15 protein-coding genes are annotated in these 21,114 nt (G+C 42.1%); 10 read left to right on the top strand and 5 right to left on the bottom strand.

The window, feature by feature from the left end; translation table 11 throughout:
• Positions 1-275 precede the first annotated feature (275 nt).
• The 8 genes from M23134_RS12100 (at position 276) to M23134_RS12135 (ending at position 7,645) form a co-directional block, all read left to right on the top strand.
• Positions 276-1,025 carry a helix-turn-helix transcriptional regulator gene (locus M23134_RS12100; protein ID WP_002696380.1) on the top strand — a complete coding sequence of 250 codons (750 nt, stop codon included), beginning with the start codon at positions 276-278 and terminating at the stop codon, positions 1,023-1,025.
• A 193-nt stretch (positions 1,026-1,218) separates the two neighbouring features.
• Positions 1,219-1,935 (top strand): hypothetical protein, encoded by a 717-nt coding sequence (locus tag M23134_RS12105; RefSeq protein ID WP_002696383.1) that lies wholly within the window; start codon positions 1,219-1,221, stop codon positions 1,933-1,935.
• Between the two features lie 296 nt (positions 1,936-2,231).
• Complete coding sequence (locus M23134_RS41080) at positions 2,232-2,627, top strand: hypothetical protein (RefSeq protein ID WP_157558456.1); 396 nt, start codon at positions 2,232-2,234, stop codon at positions 2,625-2,627.
• Positions 2,606-3,415: a sensor histidine kinase gene (locus M23134_RS12115; protein ID WP_002696387.1), complete on the top strand. Its 810-nt coding sequence runs from the start codon at positions 2,606-2,608 to the stop codon at positions 3,413-3,415. The genes M23134_RS41080 and M23134_RS12115 overlap by 22 nt, the downstream gene beginning before the upstream one ends.
• A 54-nt stretch (positions 3,416-3,469) precedes the next feature.
• Complete coding sequence (locus tag M23134_RS12120) at positions 3,470-4,141, top strand: response regulator (RefSeq protein ID WP_002696389.1); 672 nt, start codon at positions 3,470-3,472, stop codon at positions 4,139-4,141.
• A 79-nt stretch (positions 4,142-4,220) separates the two neighbouring features.
• The gene (locus tag M23134_RS12125; protein ID WP_045113453.1) at positions 4,221-4,481 is read left to right on the top strand and encodes a hypothetical protein; all 261 of its coding nucleotides are present in this window, start codon (positions 4,221-4,223) and stop codon (positions 4,479-4,481) included.
• A 165-nt stretch (positions 4,482-4,646) separates the two neighbouring features.
• Positions 4,647-5,222 (top strand): hypothetical protein, encoded by a 576-nt coding sequence (locus M23134_RS12130; RefSeq protein ID WP_045113454.1) that lies wholly within the window; start codon positions 4,647-4,649, stop codon positions 5,220-5,222.
• A gap of 182 nt (positions 5,223-5,404) precedes the next feature.
• A complete protein-coding gene (locus tag M23134_RS12135; RefSeq protein WP_053337300.1) occupies positions 5,405-7,645 on the top strand; it encodes a helix-turn-helix domain-containing protein in 2,241 nt (746 codons plus the stop codon).
• 400 nt (positions 7,646-8,045) lie between these two features.
• Here M23134_RS12135 and M23134_RS12140 read toward each other — a convergent pair whose 3' ends face one another.
• The 5 genes from M23134_RS12140 to M23134_RS12160 form a co-directional block, all read right to left on the bottom strand.
• Entirely contained in the window at positions 8,046-9,527 is a 1,482-nt protein-coding gene (locus tag M23134_RS12140) for a RelA/SpoT domain-containing protein (protein ID WP_002696399.1), read from the bottom strand.
• A 180-nt stretch (positions 9,528-9,707) separates the two neighbouring features.
• Complete coding sequence (locus M23134_RS12145; RefSeq protein ID WP_075164020.1) at positions 9,708-11,192, bottom strand: FG-GAP repeat domain-containing protein; 1,485 nt, start codon at positions 11,190-11,192, stop codon at positions 9,708-9,710.
• Between the two features lie 86 nt (positions 11,193-11,278).
• Complete coding sequence (locus tag M23134_RS37990) at positions 11,279-12,820, bottom strand: PorP/SprF family type IX secretion system membrane protein (protein WP_002696403.1); 1,542 nt, start codon at positions 12,818-12,820, stop codon at positions 11,279-11,281.
• A gap of 77 nt (positions 12,821-12,897) precedes the next feature.
• Positions 12,898-16,632: a T9SS C-terminal target domain-containing protein gene (locus M23134_RS12155; protein WP_002696404.1), complete on the bottom strand. Its 3,735-nt coding sequence runs from the start codon at positions 16,630-16,632 to the stop codon at positions 12,898-12,900.
• A gap of 992 nt (positions 16,633-17,624) precedes the next feature.
• Positions 17,625-18,242 carry a class I SAM-dependent methyltransferase gene (locus tag M23134_RS12160; protein ID WP_002696405.1) on the bottom strand — a complete coding sequence of 206 codons (618 nt, stop codon included), beginning with the start codon at positions 18,240-18,242 and terminating at the stop codon, positions 17,625-17,627.
• A 501-nt stretch (positions 18,243-18,743) separates the two neighbouring features.
• Here M23134_RS12160 and M23134_RS12165 point away from each other — a divergent pair.
• Entirely contained in the window at positions 18,744-19,268 is a 525-nt protein-coding gene (locus M23134_RS12165) for a DinB family protein (protein ID WP_002696407.1), read from the top strand.
• 507 nt (positions 19,269-19,775) lie between these two features.
• Positions 19,776-21,068, top strand: coding sequence for a pyridoxal phosphate-dependent aminotransferase (locus M23134_RS12170; RefSeq protein ID WP_002696408.1), 1,293 nt, complete (start codon positions 19,776-19,778; stop codon positions 21,066-21,068).
• The last annotated feature ends 46 nt before the right edge of the window (positions 21,069-21,114 follow it).

A 21,114-nucleotide genomic window follows, 5' to 3' on the forward strand; every position in this document is an offset into this window, starting at 1 on the left:
AGTATTGATTTATCTGCAATTTATTTTTAGAACCCCTGCTCATTCATCTATTAGGAATGGTGTAAAAATAAATTTACATAGTTTAGGCTAAGATTTTTTCGTCAGGTGAGGCAGGGCAATATCCAGTGGATGTTGAGCCAGCCCTGCGGGACGGCGTCATAGCAGCGCTATTGAAAGATTTTACAACGAAACATGGCGGTAAAACATAAGCTTAAGAATGTAAATTTATTTCGGTATCATTCCTTAGATGAAAAAGTATACTCAACCTATGTAAAATGATGACCACCGATTTTTTTATCATGATTTTGGGCGAAGCAGTAGCAAGCCCAAAAGAACTATCAAAATTGAGAGCGTTTCAGCCCGAGCTTTTATGCTTTGCTGCCTCAGAGTTTACAGACCAACACATAAGTTTTTTGCGCACCACCCAAACCCCAGAGTTGACAGCCAATGACTGTAATATTTGTCAGGAGGCAAAAAATCAAGCAATGAAGAATCCCCAAACGACTGTGATTTTGCATAAATCAGCCACGGGGCAACTGAACCTGCTATCTTTTAGGCAAGCTGCTGGCGGATGTCACCACAGTAAAAAAAGCTTGGTAGAAAAACTGGCAGAGATAGAAGAAATGCTGTTTGGTTACAGGCAAGTGAGTCAGCTACAACCTTTGCTTTGTCAGGCAATTGTGCACCATACCCTAAGCGATAAAGACCGCAACTGGATCAAAAGCTTAGAAAATGCCATAGAGCAACACTTGAGGCAAGCTTCTCTCAAGGTAGAAGAACTTGCCTCTATTGCCTGCCTGAGCAAACGCCAATTGAACCGACGCTTGCAATCAGTATTGGGGGTTACCCCAGCCCAATTAATCAGAGAAGTACAACTACAGCTTGCCTGGCAAGAACTCGCCAACGGAAAGCCCGAATCGGTTATTCAAGTAGCATTGAACAGCGGCTTTGAGCACGCCAGCACCTTTTCTACTTTGTTTAAACAACGTTTTGGACGTTCACCCAAGCAGTGCTTAGCACAATAGAAAAACTGAAGGTGTCCTCCGTGTTTATCCTGATTTTTATCAGGGTAAACACGGATATTTGTTGAACAAGTACTTGTTTAATTGATTGACTAATAATGTTTTATGGTTTTAAAGGCTTGTCAGTAAATTGCTTTACTCGCTAGAAGTAAGCAACTTTACAACAATTTTTTTATTTACTTTAATCTGTTTGCTAATGGCAATTATTATTGATAAGCTGGAGCTTGACGAGCTTACCCAATGTTGGGCAGTACACATTGATCGGGACAAACCTGAAGATTTGTCTAAATACTTTATAAATAGCAATGGGTATTTTATAGAAGGGTATGAAATTTCATTTAATGAATATTTAGAGTTGATTAATTCGGTGGGTACGCACATTTTTAAAGTGCGTTTTGCCTTAATGAAAAGCTCATTGTCAACAAACCTTCTGTTTACCATTGTGCTGTGGGGAGAAGATAAAAATGGTAACCCAACCACTGGTTATCTTAAGCTAGAAGAAAACGATGCAAGGTTTGGTGGTAAAAAAAATACACCAATACCTGACGTGCTTGCCAACGAACGTTTAAAAGCTTGGGAAGCGTTAAAAGATGTGACCACTCCTTTAAAAAGGATATTTCAGTTAGATGCCTACGGTGGAATGAATTTGCGGGGGTATAATTATCAGTTAGACGATTTTTTTGATATTCTTAAGGGACTAGAGAATCAAAAGTCTGAAGATATAAGCATTCATTTTAAGTTTTGTTGCTTGATTTATGATTTCCAAAAGAATGGGAAAACGCAAATAAAGGAACCTCAAAATGGGTATTTTGATCTGATGATAGCGTCATCTACTGAGGCTTATGATCAAGTCCTTCATAACTTGTTTTATGACGCAGGAGCCCCTTGTCCGCCTATGTGTGGGGAGAATTAACCTGCTGGAATTTAGATAAGATATTACCTAATTAATCACCTGCAAATTTGAAAACCCTTGTTTATACTGTATTTGCCTTCATGCTTTTTTGGGGAGTGGTTCCAATAGTTATAGGACTGTTAAAGTATCACTCCCTTTCATTCCACAAACGTTTAATATTTGTGCTGATGCTTTGCTCTGTGGGTTTAAACCTTACGCAAATTATACTGGCATTGCATCACATACCCAACCTGTTTATTGGTCATATATATACATTGTTTGAATTTGTATTGATTGCTTTCATCTACAAAAGTACATTGAGCAAATTCATCCCAAACATTGCTTTTCCCCTCATTTTGGTTGTTTTTATACTTTTCTCTTTATTGAATGCCTTCTTTATTCAGGGGCTTCATGCCAATAATTCTTACCAAAGAACAGTGGAAGGTTTGCTGGTAATTCTATTTGTTTTGCTGTACTTTTACAACACCGCCAAAGAACTCAAGGTAAAAAGGATTGAACAAGAGCCTATGTTTTGGTTTAGCGTGGGTGCTTTGCTGTATTTTTCGGGTGCTTTATTCATTTTCATTTTCAGCAATTATTTGCTTTATTACTCCAAAAATTTAGGGGTCACCTTTTGGGCAGCCCATGCTGTTTTTCTCATCATATTTTACATTAGCGCCGCTATTGCTTTATGGATCAAACCCAAGAAATAGAGTTTGCCTGGTTGCTTACTACTGGCATAGGCATTACCTTTATGTTGGCTGTGGCAATCATCTTATTTGTAGTGTTTTACCAAAAACGCCTCTCTCAACAACAGTTGCGCATGCAAGCCCTCAAAAACGAACAACAACAACAATTGATTTCGGTAACCAACCAAGTGCAAGAGAAAGAACGCAAACGCATTGCCCATGACTTACACGACGATGTAGGGGTGGTGCTCTCTACCGCCAAGCTCTACCTAAGCCATTTGATGAACCAACCAGAGGCGCAAACCGTTGCCCAAAAGATAGACCAACTCGTTGCCACGGCTGCCCAAAGTGTACGGCAAATTTCGCACAACCTAAGCCCACAAAACCTAGAGAAGTTTGGGCTCGTGAGTGCCATCGACGAAATGTGCAAGCATATACGAGAGGCGCATCAAACAGAGGTAACGTTTGAACACAATGATGCGCAGCGTTTAGACCTAGACAAAGAACTGGGAGTATATCGCATTGTGCAAGAGTTGTTGAACAATACCCTCAAACACGCCCAAGCAACCTATATTAACTTAGCTATCAAATTTGAGAATGAACAATTAATCCTGCAATACCATGACAATGGGGTAGGGGTAGACCTTGAAGGCGTGGCAAACACCCATCGTTTTGGCTTAGGTCTGCAAAATATGATAGGCAAAGCTGAGGCACTCAAGGGGCAAATCAAATTTCAGTCGAGCAAAGGCGAAGGTTTTCAAGCAACCCTAAACATCAAGATAAAAGCTCACTTGTTATCCGATAAATCGTAATAATTTGTACTTTTAAGGATAGAGTTAACCAATGATCCTTAACGTAGAAAATGTATGAACACCATCACTATAGCTATTGCAGACGACCAGCAGCTCTTTAGAGAAGGGCTTACTTTTATTATTCACCAACATGCCGATTTAAAAATTGCATTGGAAGCCGAACACGGGCAAGACTTGCTCAACCAACTAGCACAAGCCGATAAACTGCCCGAGGTGATACTTATGGACATTAAAATGCCCCAAATGGATGGTATGGAATGCGCCAAAATACTCAAACAACGTTACCCAAAAATCAAAATCATAACCTTGACTGTATACGACCAAGAAGACTATGTGCTACACTTGCTCGACTTGGGGGTCAATGGCTATTTGCGCAAGCTCACCTCGGGGCAAGACGTGTGCAAGGCTATCCGTACAGTGTGCGAAAAGGGCTACTATTTCGACGATTTTGTTACCCAAATTATGTTGAGTGGGCTCAAGCGAAAGCGGCAAATTAGCTCTAAACCCAAGGTAGACGATGACGTACACATGACCCCTCGAGAGCGTGAAGTATTAGCCTTGATTTTGAAAGAATATACCACCCAAGAAATTGCCGACCAGTTGTTTGTGAGTATTCGCACTGTAGAAACGCATCGAAAAAATTTATTGACTAAGTTTGGGGTAAAAAACGTAGTGGGTTTGGTAGTCAAAGCTTTGCAAATGGGAGAATTTTCGGCAGCCTCATGAAGATAGAAGTAAGGCTGAATTGAAACCCAAAGACAAGAACCTTGCGTAAACAAAGGCATTGATCAAACTTTTAAAAATTATGAAACATACCATCCAACGTTTTGTCTTGCTTCTATTAACGAGCCTGACTTTTGTCCAATGTAGCAACAATCAGGTGCACACTACTTCTGCTCAAAACACTGTTTTTATTTGGGACTTTAGCAAGCCTAAAAAGTACATTTATCGCTATACCAAAACAACTACTCAAAAAAAACACCCCTTTTTCTCAGGAGATGACCTAGACAAAACAGTATCCCAAACTATTCAAGCCCAACTAGTACTTAGTCAAGGTTATATTTAGGGATAACTGCGGCGAATAATTTTGTCATTCTTTGTTGCAAAAAAAACTTGCGTAGCTACAGCTATGCGCGTTTTTTGCGCCTCGCCTGACTGCATTATTCATCCACATTCTATCCCCAATCCAAGCATTGACTAAGCACTGGTGGTAAAAGTAAAAAGCAATCAAATGGCAGATTTGATAGTGACTGATATTCGGGAGAAAAACACGATTTTTGATAAAGAGAAAATGTTTGGTAAAGGGCATCTTGGGTCAAATGTTCAGGTAATTTATCAGGATTATCCAGCAGGTGGGCAAACTCAAATTTTGCGGGGCGACTTTACCTTGAGTACCTTGTTTCCTTTGCCTCCTTATGACTTTGCCAAGGGGGGAAGCGCCAAAAGCCCCGTAAAACTACCTTTTCGCCTACAGGCTTCTACTTTGTTTGTAAATGGTTATCATAAGTTGTATTACAAGGAAAAAGCCAAAAAAATGCAACGAAATTGCGCCGTTTTAACCAGTCATTGGAATGTGTCAGACTTGAAAATACCAGAAGAACTGGAGGCTGAGGCAACATTTGAGGGTAAGGGCAAGGGGACTTACTTTTTTGATTATGAAAATCATTGCTTCGTTTCTTCTCAGGTAACCTTGCACACCAAAATGTATGTAGACCTGAAAAGCGACACTTTCAAAAGCCTCAATAAAACTACAGTTGATGCCACTATAAAAATAGCGCTGAAGCTGATGAAAGTAGAAGAGGAATGATCTATGGTCATCAAAAGTCATCAAAACATTTGAAAAAAATGTGCACTCCTGCTTAGGTATGACTAAAATGGGTACGATGTGCATGAGCGAGTGCCCAAATCTATACTTGACTTTGGTTGATTAAAACCTGTCTAATAAATTGCATTTCAGCCTTGACAAGCCTTAATTTGACCATGCAAAATATGGAACTTTCGGAAGTGGCACAACTAGCCGTACATTATGTAAATGCGACCCATCGACATATATTTTTGACAGGCAAAGCAGGGTCGGGTAAAACAACCTTGCTTAAGTACATTATCCAAAATACTTACAAAACTACCGCAGTAGCGGCACCCACAGGCATTGCCGCCATCAATGCCGGAGGCGTAAGTTTGCACTCTCTTTTGCAATTGCCCATTGGTAGTTTTGTGCCTGAAGATGACCCCCAGGTGCCCGCCCACACCAGTAGCAATCGACGCTTTTATACCCCCAAAGTTGTACTGGCAGAGCAACGCATTGGTAAGGAAAAACGAAAACTACTCCGAAAGTTAGAATTACTCATTATTGATGAGGTGAGCATGTTACGTGCCGATTTGCTTGATTGTGCCGACCTGATTTTGCGCAAGGTTCGCCGGGATTCAAGCCCTTTTGGAGGTTTGCAAGTATTGTTTATTGGCGACCTGAACCAACTGCCCCCCATTGTACGCCCCGACGAATGGCAGGTATTGAGAAATTATTACTCCAGTATCTTTTTTTTTGGTGCCAGGGTGTTGGCGCATCACCCACCCGTGTATATAGAGTTAGACAAAATCTACCGCCAGTCTGATCAACGTTTTATCCAGTTACTCAACCGTTTAAGAGACAATCAATTATACCCCGAAGATATACAACTGCTGAACCAATACCACGACCCCGACCTGACAGCAGATACTAAAGAGGGTTATATCAATATTACTACCCACAACCACCAGGCAGACACGATCAACCAACGGGAATTAAATAAAATTTTGTCTGCGGTGCATCAATATCCGGCCGAGGTATCCGGCGATTTTCCTGAACGTATGTACCCTTGTGCCGAAAATCTGGAGCTTAAAAAAGGAACACAGGTAATGTTTATCAAAAACGATTCGGGCGAAAGCCCTCGCTACTATAATGGTAAAATAGGCAAAGTGGTAGCACTGGAAAATGACGCCATTGGTATAAGGGTAGACGACGAAACAGAAGGCAAGCGGCCTAAGGTGATTTATGTAGCGCCTTTTGAATGGGAAAACAAACGATATATTGTAGATAAAGAAACTGGCGAAACCGAAGAAGAAATTATTGGTACTTTTACTCAATATCCGCTCAAACTTGCCTGGGCAATCACCGTGCACAAAAGCCAGGGGTTAACCTTCGAAAAAGCCATGTTAGACCTTTCCAAAACCTTTGCTCCCGGGCAAATGTATGTGGCACTTTCCCGCCTGACGGGTTTGCAGGGAATGGTGTTGGCTGCCCCGATTCCCCCCCGACGAATTGCCCAAGACCCCAATCTGATAAATTTTAACCAGCAAAAAGCTTCGGCAGCTGTGCTCAGCGAAAACCTGGAAAAAGAAAGACAAAGTTTTGTGATGAGGTTTGCCTACAAGGCTTTTGACTTGAGCGGGTGGGAAAGCCTGCTCAAAGAGCATTTGCAGTCTTTTGACAAAGACGCGAAACTGTCGACAAAACAAGCTTTTAAGGGTTGGACACAAGACCTATTAGCCGAGTTTGTGCCCCTGCGGGAGGTAGGCGATAAGTTTGTGAAGCAAATTGCCCGAATGTTTTCTCTGCCTCAGTCTCACCAAACCATAGAGCACCTGCAAGAACGGGTGGACAAGGCTACCGCTTATTTTTTACCCCAGTTGTTGTCTTTATACGATAAGCTTGAAGCCCACAAAAAAGAAGTAGGGCAAAAGAAAAAAGTTAAAAAATACCGCAAAGAGCTGACAGAAATCCAGCAAAGCCTGGTAGACTTGAACAAACAAATAGTAAAAGCCGAGCTGTTGGTAAATAGTGTAGCCAACAACGAAATACTGAGCAAAGAAAGCCTGGAAAGTTCATCGAACTATCAAGCCCAAAAACAGCATTTTTCTGTCGCCCAACCAACCCCCAAAACCACCACCCACGACCTTAGCCTTGAGCTATACCAGACGGGCAAAAGCCTCGAAGAAATCGCCGTAGAAAGGGGATTGACTCCTGCCACTATAGAGGGGCACTTGTCGCGCTTTGTAGAGAGTGGGCAGCTGTCGGTCACCGATTTTTTGCCCCAATCAGACCTGGACATTATTTTGGCAAAGGCGGCACTTTTGCAAACTACCAGCCTCCAGGTTCTCAAAGAAGCGCTACAGCATGTCTATGACTACCCTCAACTAAAAATGGCGCTGGCACACCAGCGGTTTTTAGAGGGCACACCAAGCAAAACTTAGGTTTGCATTGAATGATAAAAAAAAGCAGAAATTTTACCTGGCAAGTTTTCAAAAACCTGCCAGGCAGGACTGAAAGCTACTACTAAAGGTGCACATTGATAGGTGTGCACCTTTGGTGAATGCTTAGTAACGTATTCAAAATAGGTGTCTGAATTTTGGGCAAAGACTCAAAACTGACCGAGGCATTTAGCCATCGGTTTTTGCGTCCATAGCATCGCTATGGGCAATAAAAACTCATAGTCCCGGCGGAACGAAGGACAGTGAAGAGAACCGCAGAACGAAGTTCAAGCTCTGCGAAGCTAACTTATTCTAAACCAGACAGCTTCAAAGTCCCGATTTCTTATCGGGGTTATTGTTGAGGGCTACGCCCGAAATCCCGTTTACGGGGCGAACACGTTACTTAACCTACTCCGAAAGTCGTCCTTAAACTTGCACTAGCTTCTATTTCTTTGGTAATACCCTTTTCAGCACTTGCATAAACATCTTTACTAATTTCTTTGAGTAATGCACCTTCTTCTGAGTTCAGGTTGAACGATTGTCCGTAGTCAATGCTAGCTATGAGCCATCTAACAAAAGCAATCTTACGGTCGTGTGTCTTGGGGTTGAATGGGCCTAGAGTGGTGCTTAGCCCTGTTTTGTTTTGGTGGTTGGCAATGGCTTTTTGCTTGTTTGCCCGCAAAGTTTGTAGTACTGGCTGTAGTCTGTCAACAGCTTTTTTGGGGTCATCGTTGAAATTACTAGTTTTTCCTTCGTCAAAATCCCTGATTAAGCGGTACAAGCCGTGTCCACCCGCATGTTTACTTTCTACCATGCTTTGTAGGTGGAGCTGTAGCTCGCCTATATGCCCCGTGCTTAATTTTACATTTATTTTCATATCTTGGTAGCCGGTCTCGGTAGGGTGCCCAATGGAGTTTTTGGTACCGTATACTGTAAAACACTGATAGATGTAATCTCGCCCCTGTACAAGATCAGTTACAGAGTTAAATACCAAAGTACCCCTTACCAAGTCTTTGATTAGGCTAGCATCACGGTATTTATTTTGTTGTTTGTCATAAGCCCTGTCCCAACCCTTGATGTCAGACTTATGTGCTGTTACCTTCCTGTGACCCTTCGATAACAGTTTTTGAACTTCCAATAGTTGTGTATCAAACTCCTTTTGTGATAAATTTGCTTGAATAAATAATTCGTCCAACGCTGCCTTACTATCTACAGGGTGTTGCAAACGTATCCCTTGGTGGAGCTTGCCTCGATCGTCTTTTTTGGGACGCCTGCTTTGGCTACCACTCATTTGGTCTATATACTTTGCTTTCTCTTTGGGATCTTTATGTAAATCCTCTACTTTGTCTGGGTACATCTGTTGATCCAGTTGGCTGTTCATAGTACCCGCGGTCATTCCTCTACTTCTTGGGTCTTTTACAAATAGAGGAGCCATATACTTATGCATTTGCAGTGCTAAGTCTGCAGCGTCTAGTCTTTTAGGATCAACCCCATCTCTGCCCACTAAATATTTCATAATGTGCGCGTGCAAATCGATCTTATCCATCTCTAAATCCTTAAATTCTTTTTTGAGCAATTTTAAGGTGTGGGTTACTTGAGCATCTACACGTTTATCACTTAGGTCAAACCTAATGCTGTGAGGGTCTCCTGACCCTTTGAGTGGTACTGATTCGCTTACTGTTGCTAGGTTTGGATGTTTAGAGCTATGTGGCGGGTGTTTAGATTTATGTGGCTTCTTGTGTTTAGAGCTATGCAGTGGTTGGCTTGATTGATTACCTGATTGGGCACTTCCCCCTTTTGATTTTTTCTTTTTTTTCGATTGACTTTGACTACTCTGAGCATTTTGAGTATCCTTATCCTTTTTATTTTTCCCAAATAATGGCATAATTCCTTTCTTTAATATTTTTTATAGTTTATAAAATAAGAAAGAAGGCAAGAGGCGTTTTGTAATGTAATTAATAGATGTATTTATATGGTTTTAAGATGTTTTTATGTTAATGTGAATAAAAAAACCCCTGTATTACTTGCAATACAGGGGTTTTTTACAGAAGATAATGTAATGGTTTTACTGTACTACAAAAGATTTTTCTTCCGAAAATTTAGAACTTTTAAAAGCACTGTTAATGGTTTGCACGCTCCAGTAATATTTGCCTGGAGGCAGGTTCTTAATCACCCAATGATCGTGGTGTTGGGCATTGCCACTGTTGGCCACCAACCTAAAGCCACTCTGGGCATTTGCCATAGGCGATAGTCGGTCGTGTTTACCCGGAGCGGTGCCAATTCTTATGTTGTAAGTAAGCCCCTTAGTATCTTGCACCTTTTTCCATGTCAACTTTACGGCTTTGTTATTTACCTCGGCGTCAAGGTCTGAGGGAGGCACAATGGCGATGTTTTTCCCCTTGTCTAAGGTATTCTGGTATATTTTGGTGTGTTGGTTAAAGTGCTGATCTTCGCCTGTAATTAAAATGTCCAGGTCGCCATCGTTGTCGTAATCGCCCCAGGCCACCGACCCAGCCGATAAGCCCATCAGTTGAGCGTTGGCATCCTTAAATTTACCCCCATTGTTTTGGTAAACCTTAGACAATCTTTTGCCATTGTTGTCCATGCCATTAATCAAAATATCGAGGTCGCCATCGTTGTCGTAGTCACCCCAGGCAAGCGAACTGCGCGATACCTGGATCAGTGGAGTAGGGGTCACGGCAAATTTGCCTTGGTGGTTTGTATACAATAACGTGGTTCGCTTACGGTTGCTGGCAAGTCCACTCATCAACAGGTCTAAATCTCCGTCATTGTCATAGTCACCCCATACAGCCGTGCCACGCGACAAGCCTGTCATAGGAGCGCCAATATCGGTAAACTTGCCGTTGTCATTGCGGTAAATTACACACTTTGCCAGTTTTTTGGTAGGATGATACCTGCCCGATACCAAAATGTCCAAATCACCGTCGTTGTCGTAGTCACCCCACGCAGCTGTTCCGCGCGATACCCCCAACAAGCGAGCCTTTATATTTACCAGTTTGCCTTGGTCATTCCTGAAAATTTGGGTTTTTCTACCACCACTTTTGGTATTGCCCGCCATCAACAAATCCAAGTCGCCGTCGTTGTCATAATCGCCCCACACTACAGTACTGGCATATACTCCTCCTAGTTTTTGAGGCATTTCTTTGAAATAATTGCTTCCTTCATTGCTAAATACCTTGGCAATTCGGTTAAAACCATCCTGCCCGGTCAGCATCAAATCCAAATCATTGTCGTTGTCCAGGTCAGTCCAGGCAAGGTTGTTCGACGCTACACTGTTTACCCCTGGCAAACTCGCCTCAATGTCTTCAAACTGCCCTTGGTTATTATTATAAATGCGAGTGACACGTTTTTTGCCGTTCCACCCCATCACAAATATATCCAAGTCACCGTCGTTGTCCTGATCACCCCAGGCAACCGAACTGTACTTAAGGTTGACAATGTTGGTTTTAATTTCTTTAAACTGAGCCTGGGCTTGTTGTATGCCCACCAGTAGCCCAAAGGTGCAAGCAAAATATGTTAGATATTTCATTAAGTTTTGTCTTTGTAAGTGATTGACCAAAAGTACTTGAGGGTATTTCTGATCAATCACTGGTGTATTGATATGATTTTTTTAAATTACTTACTATCCGATTGATCCGGAAACCTCATCTTAAATGCTACCCTACGGTTTTTCTTACGATTGGGCTCATTTACGTTGGGCACCAACGGACGGTTGTCGGCATACCCAGCCGTTTTAATGCGTTTGGGGTCAATACCATCGTATTCCATCAAGTATTTACGCACTGCCTCGGCACGTTTTTTCGATAATCTCAGGTTACCCGCTTTGGTACCAATGTTACAAGTGTGTCCCGATACCTCAATCTCTGCCTCTGGAAACTCCATCATTTTTTGGGCTACACTATCCAGCAAAGCCTTCGACTTTTCGTCCAACTCGTCACTGCCCAGCTTAAAGCGGAAAGCGCCATCTTCGAGCCCTGGCTTGGTTTTCGGCTTTTCTTTGGGTGGGGGAGGAGTAGGCACCATGGCCATAGGAATCGCCCCTGGAGGTACAGGGTTAAACTTCATGCCTGAGTCTGGGTCGATGGGGGGGATTTCGTAGTGAGGTTTTTTAAGGGGCTTGCGCTTAAACTTAAATCCTACGGTGATTTCAAACACACTGTGTCCCTGCCAGATGGTAGACGATTGAGCCGTTGGCCAGTCAAAGTTAAACGCTACAAAATAAGAAGGTTTGTGAAACTCCAGCGATGCTATAATTGCCTTGTTGAGGTTGTACCAGGCACCCACCCCTACTTTGGCATCTTTGAAATAAGGCGCGATTTGGCCTAAGATAAAAGGACTGGCAAAAACCCAGGCACCCGCATTGATCTGGTTGTTTCCAGTTCGGTTGATCCATCTAAAGTTAGGAAACACCGAAAAGTTTCGGTTTTCCCATACCCTCATTCCCCCTGTCATCGTAAACTTTCGTCGGATGACATCTTTTACTTCGTTGAAAAACGACTGGTTGGGTTCGTTGATGTTGTACAACGATATGCCCAAAAAAGCCTTGGTGTTGCCCAGCGTATCTTCGGCTTGCCACATCATACCCGCACTGGCCGAAAAATAGCTTTGCGAGGTATTGGCTGCACTTTCGCCCAGTCCGGCGTTGGGGTTTACGGTTCCCCCCTGAAACTGAGCATCAGTGGTGAGGTTGTCAAAGCGAATAGAGCGCTGAAAGTAGCCCCCTTGTGCCCCAAAACTGATATGATGCTTGCCCCAGTTTTTGGTATAATACTTATCGGTTTTTTTGCCCAAAAAGTGTGAACCAATCTCGTGGTTATAGGCAAAAGCTCCGGTAAACCCATTGGTGTGCAGGAAAGTGCCATTTTGGTCATTGACAAAGCCCAAGGCTACCCCTCCCCATCTTTTTTGGGTGTTTTTGTTGATCAGCGGGTAGACCCCGGTAGCCATAAAAAACCGGTAGTTTTCATCGGCCACATTGGGCTGATTACGGTAGTTCAAAAAAATCTGACGATCGTTGCTTGCCGCAGCTCTTGCCGGGTTGGTAAGCAAAGGCGTATAATGGTATTGGGTCATGTTAAAGTCTTGTGCCTGCCCCAGGGTATGCAACCCCAATAACAAACCACAGATTACCCAAAAATTTTGTGTAAAATTTTTCATCTGTATTACTTAGTTAAGATGTAGCTGTTTTTTTAGTAAGAGCAACGCTGTCACCCGTTGCTCTATGTCTGAATAATTTATCTAAGTAGGTTAATTTTTCCGGCTTTTGCCCCCTTGAAGCTTATTTCCCGTCCATCTACAAAAGCTCCGGTAATGCTCCAGGTATACATACCTATAGGTTGATTTACCCCATCTTTGGTACCGTCCCAACCAGTGGTGGTTGCCTCATCTACCGAGTTGGTTTCATAAATCAAGTGTCCTGAACGGTCAAATACCCTGAAAGTAATTCTTTGAATGCCTGTACCCCTTACAATAAAGCGATCGTTTTGACCATCTCCATTGGGTGAAAACAGCGAAGGAATAAATAGGTCAGTCTTAGGATTCACTATCACCTTGAGGCTGGAAGGTGCCGCGCCCTGACATCCGGTAGCACTCGTAGCAGTTACCACATAAGTAGTAGTACTGGTAGGAGCCAATACTACCTGCGCACCATCTGCCGATTGAGAGTTAATACCTGTGGCAGGAGTCCAGGTATAAGTAGCCGCTCCGGTAAGATCAATAGTGATACTTTCACCTTCGGTAATCGTTACCTCATTATTGCTAATAGTGGCACTGTTAGTCGCAAAAGTGATAGTAGGCAACGCATTGACAGTGACCAATATTTCATTAGAATTTACTGTTTGGGGACAGCTTATATTGGCTTGCATCACCACAGTAACGGCGTCGTTATGACTAAGCGCATTAGAGGTGAAAAAACTTTGGGTGGCACCCGCTACATTGTTACCATTGACTTGCCATTGGTAGGTAGGATTGGTTCCTCCGTTGGTGGCAGTAGCAGTAAAGGCAATGCTTTGTCCGGCACACACCGCGTTGTTGTTGGCGTTAGAAGCAATCGTTACCGATGAGTTTATTTGATTGAAGGTAACTATACTTGCTTCTGACGTATTGGTACAACCACCCACCAACACGGTTACTGTATAACTACCTGCTTCGGTTACGGTGAGCTGGTTGCTATTGGTGCCAATGTTGGCTCCCTCTTTTTTCCATTGATAAGTAGCTCCGGTTACAGCAGTAGCAGTAAGTACCCCGCTGGTACCACAAAAAGACACTTTGGCTCCATTAGCAATGGCAACAGTAGGCCCATTGAGTGAGACCGCAAAAGCCGGAGATGTATTGGTACAACCTTCTTTTTCGATAGTAAGCGTATAGTCTGCACCAATGTTGGCGGCTTGTATATTGTTAATGGTCAAGGTTTGTGAATTACCTACTTCAACTCCTCCTTTTTTCCAGCTATACGAGGTGGCCACTGTTTCGTCGGCAACCAGGGTAAGTGTACCACCCAGACATACATCGGTAGTTCCGGTAAAGCTTATGTGGGGAAATATACTTACCTGAAACGATTTACTACTTGTACAACCGTTTTTGACTACAGTAAGGGTATAGGTTCCTTCATTGGCAGCAGCCATACTGGCAATTGAAAAAGTTTGTGTACTGGCCACTTCAACTCCCTCTTTTTTCCAGCTATAAGAAGTAGCCCCTGTTTCTTCTGCTGTAAGGTTGAGGGCATTGCCTACACAAGCACTGGTAGATCCGGTAAAGTTAGACGAAGGACCAGCCGTTACTATAAAAGAAGCACTGCTGTTGCTGTTGCCATCACTTACAAATACCGTAATAGTAGATGAGCCACTTTGCCCACTGGCAGGGGTCACCGTAATGGTACGGTTAGCACCTGCTCCACCCAATACAATGTTTGCTATAGGTACAATAGTAAGGTTGCTTGATGAAGCGCTTACCGTAAGCGAACCAGCCGCGGTTTCGGCATCGCCTACAGTAAAGTTAATGATAGAGGTAGCATTATCAGCACAAACTGCCTGATTGCCAATGTTAGAAATATTGGGGGCTGTGTTAATGGCAATATTGATGCTGGCTGGTTGGGTAGCAAAATCACTCCCGTTGCTTCCATTCCAGGCAACAGATACGTTTCCTGTAAAGTTATTAATCGGGGTAAAAGTGATATTGTTTAAGTCAGCAAAATTAATCTCTTGATTGAGGGTAATGGCTACTCCGTTCAACTTAAGTACTCCCTCGGTACCAGAAGGCAAAGATAATATCTTGATCTTGTTTAAGGTTACATTGCCAGGGTCAGAGTATTTGTTGGTAAAATCAGTGTTGGCAAAGGCAATGTCGGCATTTTTTACCCCCGATTTCTGAATATCACTCACTACGGGCAAAGATCCGTTATTACATTGCGATGTACTGGTAACAATGGTAAAGTCAAATCCGGCAAGCCCCAGGTCAATTGCATTGAACCATGAGTTCATGGTGTTTTTATTTCCATTGTTATTTTCGTTGTTATTACTGCTGTAAGTCCAAACCCTTGGTGTGTTAGCGTTGATCACCAACTGACTTTGTTTGGTTACTGCCATCGCATTGGTTCCCGACTTATCCGCCCAGTCGCTAATGTTAGAATCGTCCCAGTAAAGCGTAGGGTTTAGTTTACTATAAGGGCGTATCGAAGAAGTAGTAATACCACTCAAAGACTCTACATCGTAGAGCGGGAAGTGAGCAGGACCACGGGCAAGAAAAGTACCCGAAGCAGTAAAGTTACCATCAGTAAGCAAGGTACCATTGGCGTCTTTTAAGTCCCATACTAACTTGTTTACCCCAGGTGTAATGTCCATATACAAGGCACGGTCATTCGTGCCCACTACAAAACCATCGCCGTTGGCATCAATCAAAATAGTGGCTTTTCCAGAAACGTTAGACTCCACCGTAAAGGTAGCCGAACTTGGGTCGGGGCAAGTACCTGCATTTCGGGTAATGGTTGGCTTGTTGGCGCTCAAGTCAAGTTGTTGAGGGGATCGGTTATAGTCGTAGTCATAAAGCTGGGTGTTGTCAAGCCAGGCTTTTACTACCGGAGGTGGGATGTTATTGGTAGGGAAAGCAGCTTGGTCGGGATCATTCAAAAATATTTTATACTCACCTATACTGGTAGAGCCCAACACATTCCCCTCCTGGCTTTGCTGTCTTACAATTTGTTCGCCGGTAAGGGCAGTACCAAACGAGTTGGCAACAAAGTCAAAGACATTGGGCTTCATTTCATACTTCACTTTATTTACAAACTCGTCAGCAGTGAATACATAAAATTCGGCATTTACCGGAAAATTAGTAAAACTAGTGGTAGAAAGGCTCCATTGCTGAGACCACAAACGTCCCGCCGATCGGTTAGGGTCATCAGGGTTGGTGATAATGTTGTTGGCAGCGTCAGTAACGGTTACATCAAGGAAGGACAATTCTGCGTTATTATCCCCGGTAAATTCTATGTAGTGATTACCAGACGAAGCCGCTGTATATACAAAAGGCGTAGTGTACCCACTGGTAACGGTGCTACCGTTGAGTTTTACCCCGTTAGGACCAGACACCGCCTCAGTGTAGGTGTCAATATAACCTGTGCCCGCCGAAGTAGGTACCGAGGTTTCGGGAAATACGATGTTGTCACCTGCATCTTTTATTCTAAATTTTACTCCAGTGCCATCACTCAGCTGCATACCAAAGTGCATTTTTTCACCTACATTCAAGTAAATATTCATCCTCTGTTGCGTATTGGCTCCATACTTGGCAAATGGGTCTATTCTAATGTATAGACGGTCGGTAGCATTGGGCATCAATTGTTTGGTACCCTCTTGAGCGTTGGCTAATTGTGCCAAACCCAAAAATAACAGCAATAGTAGGTGTAGGGTAAGGTGTTGTTGAGCGTACCAGCGCATTGCCTGTTTTGTAGTGGCTGGTATAATAGTAAAATGTTGTCTCATGATCCAATGAATTAATTTTAGCAGTCTTATTTTTAAGCGCTATGTGAATAAGTTCGTGTTTCAAAGGTCGTTTCTTCCTCATGCTGAGGGGAGAGATAAACCTTTATAAAAAACCTGTTGTTAGTGAAAATCATTTTTCGGGTGGCAAACATAGTAGAAGATGAAATCTAAAAATATTTCAAACTATTTCAGCCAGGCTACTTGTTTGGTTCCACGCTTTGTCGTTTTAAATCAATGTTTTCATTTGTTGCATTTTGGCTTTTAGGCATTGTTTTTTTGGTGTAACTTTTATTTTTTTATGCTGTTTTTTAGTTTTTTTTCGGTAAACTGTTTGAACACCAAGGCAAATGGCTGTTTTTAAAGGATAAATGACAATAACTGCTTGTTGCGAAAACCTTGTAATAATTCTGATTTGTCTATTCTTTGATGATATTTTTATGTGTATGTATTTATTTACTTAGTCAATGCTGGTCTTGGAAACCTCTTGGGTTGATAGTGATTAAGCTTGTGCTAAACTAACTGCGAATGTAGTATATGTATTCGCTTACAGCAAGTTGAATGCATATAATCAGCTTAAAAACAAGTGTTTATACGTGCAAAATACAGTAGTATTTACAGCTGATATTTTTACAATAATCAACCTAAATGACTATAGGATTGGATTGGAGGTGCGAAGGTAAATAAAACTTGTTTGGGAGGTGTTTTGGAAGCGTAACAGGAGTGTAAGAATTGTAAAAAAGCCACTAATCATTCAGATTAATTGGCAACTCTGGTACTTGTTAATAAGTATATTTTACCTTCAAAACATAAGGGTAATTACTTATTTGTGTGGTAATATATTTTATAGTTGTTGTCTTTTATGTCTTTTTATGCTAAAGTATATCCGTGTAATAAAAACACTTAAATAAATTTAATTTCCTGCTTGAGTGAAAAAAAATAAATAAAATTTTACAAGGAAAATATTGGAGAGAGGAAAAATAAGATTCTAGGAATTATATATTTTTTTGTATTACCCAGGTAGTCATTGCCCGCAGGTTTTGCACGTTGGTAGTTTTGATAGGTTCGATGAAATGAGCATCCATTTTTTGGGTCATTTCAATCAGCTGAAGTTCAGTGACCAAAAAGCGACTGCTACCATCAGGTAAGTGATACCATCCGTTTTCAAGGGGAGTGATCAAGTCGCCAATGCCAATGTCGGAGGCAAGGCGGGCAAACAAAACTCCGGTAGGTTTCAATACCCGCATCATTTCGGTGACCATGGCTTCAAAATGAGCGGTGTTTTTGGCAAAGTGTAACACGGCACTACTAATGACCCAATCGAAGTGAGCGTTGGGATAAGGCATTTGGGCTACATCTCCTACCTCGAATTGTTTGAGGGAAACATCAGGGGTCACTTGGGAGAGTTTATTGTGTAAGTACTCAATGGCTTCGGGTGATTGATCAATGCCAAAAACCTCGAAACCAGTTTTAAGCAAGTATTCATCGTTACGTCCGCTACCACAACCTGCATCCAGTACCCGCATACGAGGCATAAGTCGCCCTTTGAGTATTTGGTCGATCAGGTAAATATCAATATTACCTAACAATTGGGTGAGTTGGGAGGGGTGCATGGTTTTTCGTTTTTTTTATAATAAACTGTGATTGTACACAATACTCCGCAGTGATTTTAGTCAAAGTTGTTTGCTGGTTCTCAGTTATTTACGAAAATAAAAACTATTTAATTGGGTGTTTGGGCGTAAAACCGACACACTTTTAAAAATAAATTGAGTAAGCAATCTTAATATAAAATACTGGGTTACAGCATTTAACAAGGTAAACATTTACTCGAATCAGCTATCGACTAAATACTATGGACTATTGTGTACAGGTAAATATACAAAAAAGCTTCAGGAATGATTACATAATCAATTATACATTGAACATTTTGACTAGCAGGTGTTTAGGAGTATAAAAAGTGCGTAATTAGGGTAACTCCCTTTGCGTTGAGGGCTAATTTTACTCCCCTTATTTGCCCTCCTCCAAATATTCATTAATTTGCAAATACAAAAACATTCCCTCAGACAATAAAATCGTTATTGTTAGTTACTGAATTCAAACATTAATCATTGATTATGAATACCCGTCTATTGCTCATCATTGTATTTTGTATAGTTGGTGTATCGGCACACAGCCAGAGCAATTTTGCCATAGAGTTTGGTCCTGTGTGGCAGCGTGCCAAGACCTATACTATAAAAATGGCAGAAGCAATGCCCGAAAAGTTTTATCAGTACAAACCTACCAAAGACGCCAAAACTTTTGAAGAAGAGCTCACCCATATTACCAACAACATAGGGTTTTTGCAGTATTATGTAACAGGTGTAAAAGCCAATTTTTTGGATGGCTTCAAAAAAACAGGGAAGTCTAAGTCCGAAACCTTGTCGATGCTTAACAAAGCGTTTGACGCCATTACCCAACAGATAGAAAAACTACAGGACAAAGAGGCTAAACACTCAGTAAAGTTTTTTGCCAAAAATGTCGCCATGACCAAAAAAGGCATTTATTACCTCATTCGTGATCACCTGACGCATCACCGCGCTCAGTTGGTCGTATACCTTCGTCTTAAAGGGATTAAGCCCCCACGTTATGTAGGGTGGTAACAAACGTAGGGTAGCTCCCGAAACGTTGAAGGGTTGCGATATTGAGGTTTGACTTTTACTACTCTACCCAGCTTTTAACTTCGTTGAGCTCAGCACAGTAAAACTGTAGCTTCGGTTTTTAAAAGTAGCCTCCCCGCCTCGGTTGCGTGTCTTCACCAATTGATAAACCCGATACGGGGGCGATCGAAACCCTAAAATAAGCCGTTTTTAAGCTTGTGGGTGAGGTGATTTGTGAAGACACAAATCAGGGCGAAAAATAGTAGGGTAGAGTAGATTTTTACTATATATTATAGTATTTTTTTGTGGAAATTTTGTCTGTTTTTCGTTATAATAAATGATTGTTTACCTCAATTGGGGTAAAATGCCAGTACTTTGGCAACTCAGTGTACTAAGCTTTATAAAGCGTGTCATCTTATGAGAAAGAGTAAAATATAGGTAATTATATTTTATTTATACAGTGTTAGAGTACCAAGGCAGTTCCAAGCATACAGTCAACAAATAAGCAATATGAGCATTCAAAACGTAAGCCTTAACCTCAATGTAAGAGGGTTGGGTAAGTCCGCAACTTTGGCGATTAACGAACGAGTGGCCGAGTTACAAAAAGCAGGACGAGAAATTTACTCATTTGGGCTAGGACAATCCCCCTTTCCAGTACCCCAATGTGTAGTCAATGCCCTACAAAAACACGCCCACGAAAAAGACTATCTACCAGTACAAGGACTGCCCCAACTGCGTGAGGCAGTGGCAGAGTTTCACCGCCGCGAAGACCACGTAAACATTCAACAAGAGAACGTGATGATTGGACCTGGGTCTAAAGAATTAATGTTTTTACTACAGCTTGCTTTTTATGGCGACATTCTCATTCCTGCTCCTTGTTGGGTTTCCTATATCCCTCAGGCAAAAATCATAGGACGGAAAGTGACCATGATAGAAACCGCCTATAAAAACCGCTGGACTCTTTCGCCCCAAGCCCTGGAAGCCCAGTGCCTGGAAGAAAATGATGTGGATAAACCCCGGTTGTTGATTCTTAATTACCCTTCTAACCCTTATGGCGATGGCAATACCGTAGAAGAACTAATGCAAATAGCCGAAGTAGCCCGCAAATACAATATCATCATATTGTCCGACGAAATCTATGGGCAAACCAATCACCAGGGCAAGCATATATCTATCGCACGTTATTACCCAGAAGGTACCATTATCAGTTCAGGTTTGTCTAAATGGTGTGGAGCCGGAGGGTGGCGTTTGGGTACTTTCTCGTTTCCGGCAAGTTTACGTTGGTTGCTCGATGCCCTGGTAGTAGTGGCAAGCGAAACCTACACTTCTGTATCTGCCCCCATTCAGTATGCTTCAGTGGTAGCTTTTAGAGGAGGCGACGAAATTAATGAGTATTTGCTGCATTCGCGTCGAATACTCAATGCCTTGGGCAAGTGGATTGTACAACAGTTGCAAGATGCCAAAGTACGTATTCACCCGGTAGAAGGAGCTTTTTATATTTTTCCCGACTTTGAGCATTACCGCCAAGCCTTGCTTGAGGTAAACATTAAGAGTAGTACAGAGTTGTGCGAACGTATTCTTGAAGATACAGGAGTAGCCGCTTTGCCAGGAAGTTCTTTTGGACGCTCTAAACATGAATTAAATTTAAGAATGGCTTATGTCAATTTTGACGGAGAAAAAGCTTTGCTTGCCAGCAAAAAAGTGCCGCTGGATCAACCCTTGGATGCAGAGTTTTTGACACAACATTGTGCTTTGGTAGTCACTGGGATCAACCGTTTGATTGACTGGCTCAAACAGCTGTAGTAAACTTACCAAACACCAAGAATATTTGGTGTAGATAAAAAAAACC

It is taken from the genome of Microscilla marina ATCC 23134 (assembly GCF_000169175.1).
GTDB lineage: Bacteria > Bacteroidota > Bacteroidia > Cytophagales > Microscillaceae > Microscilla > Microscilla marina.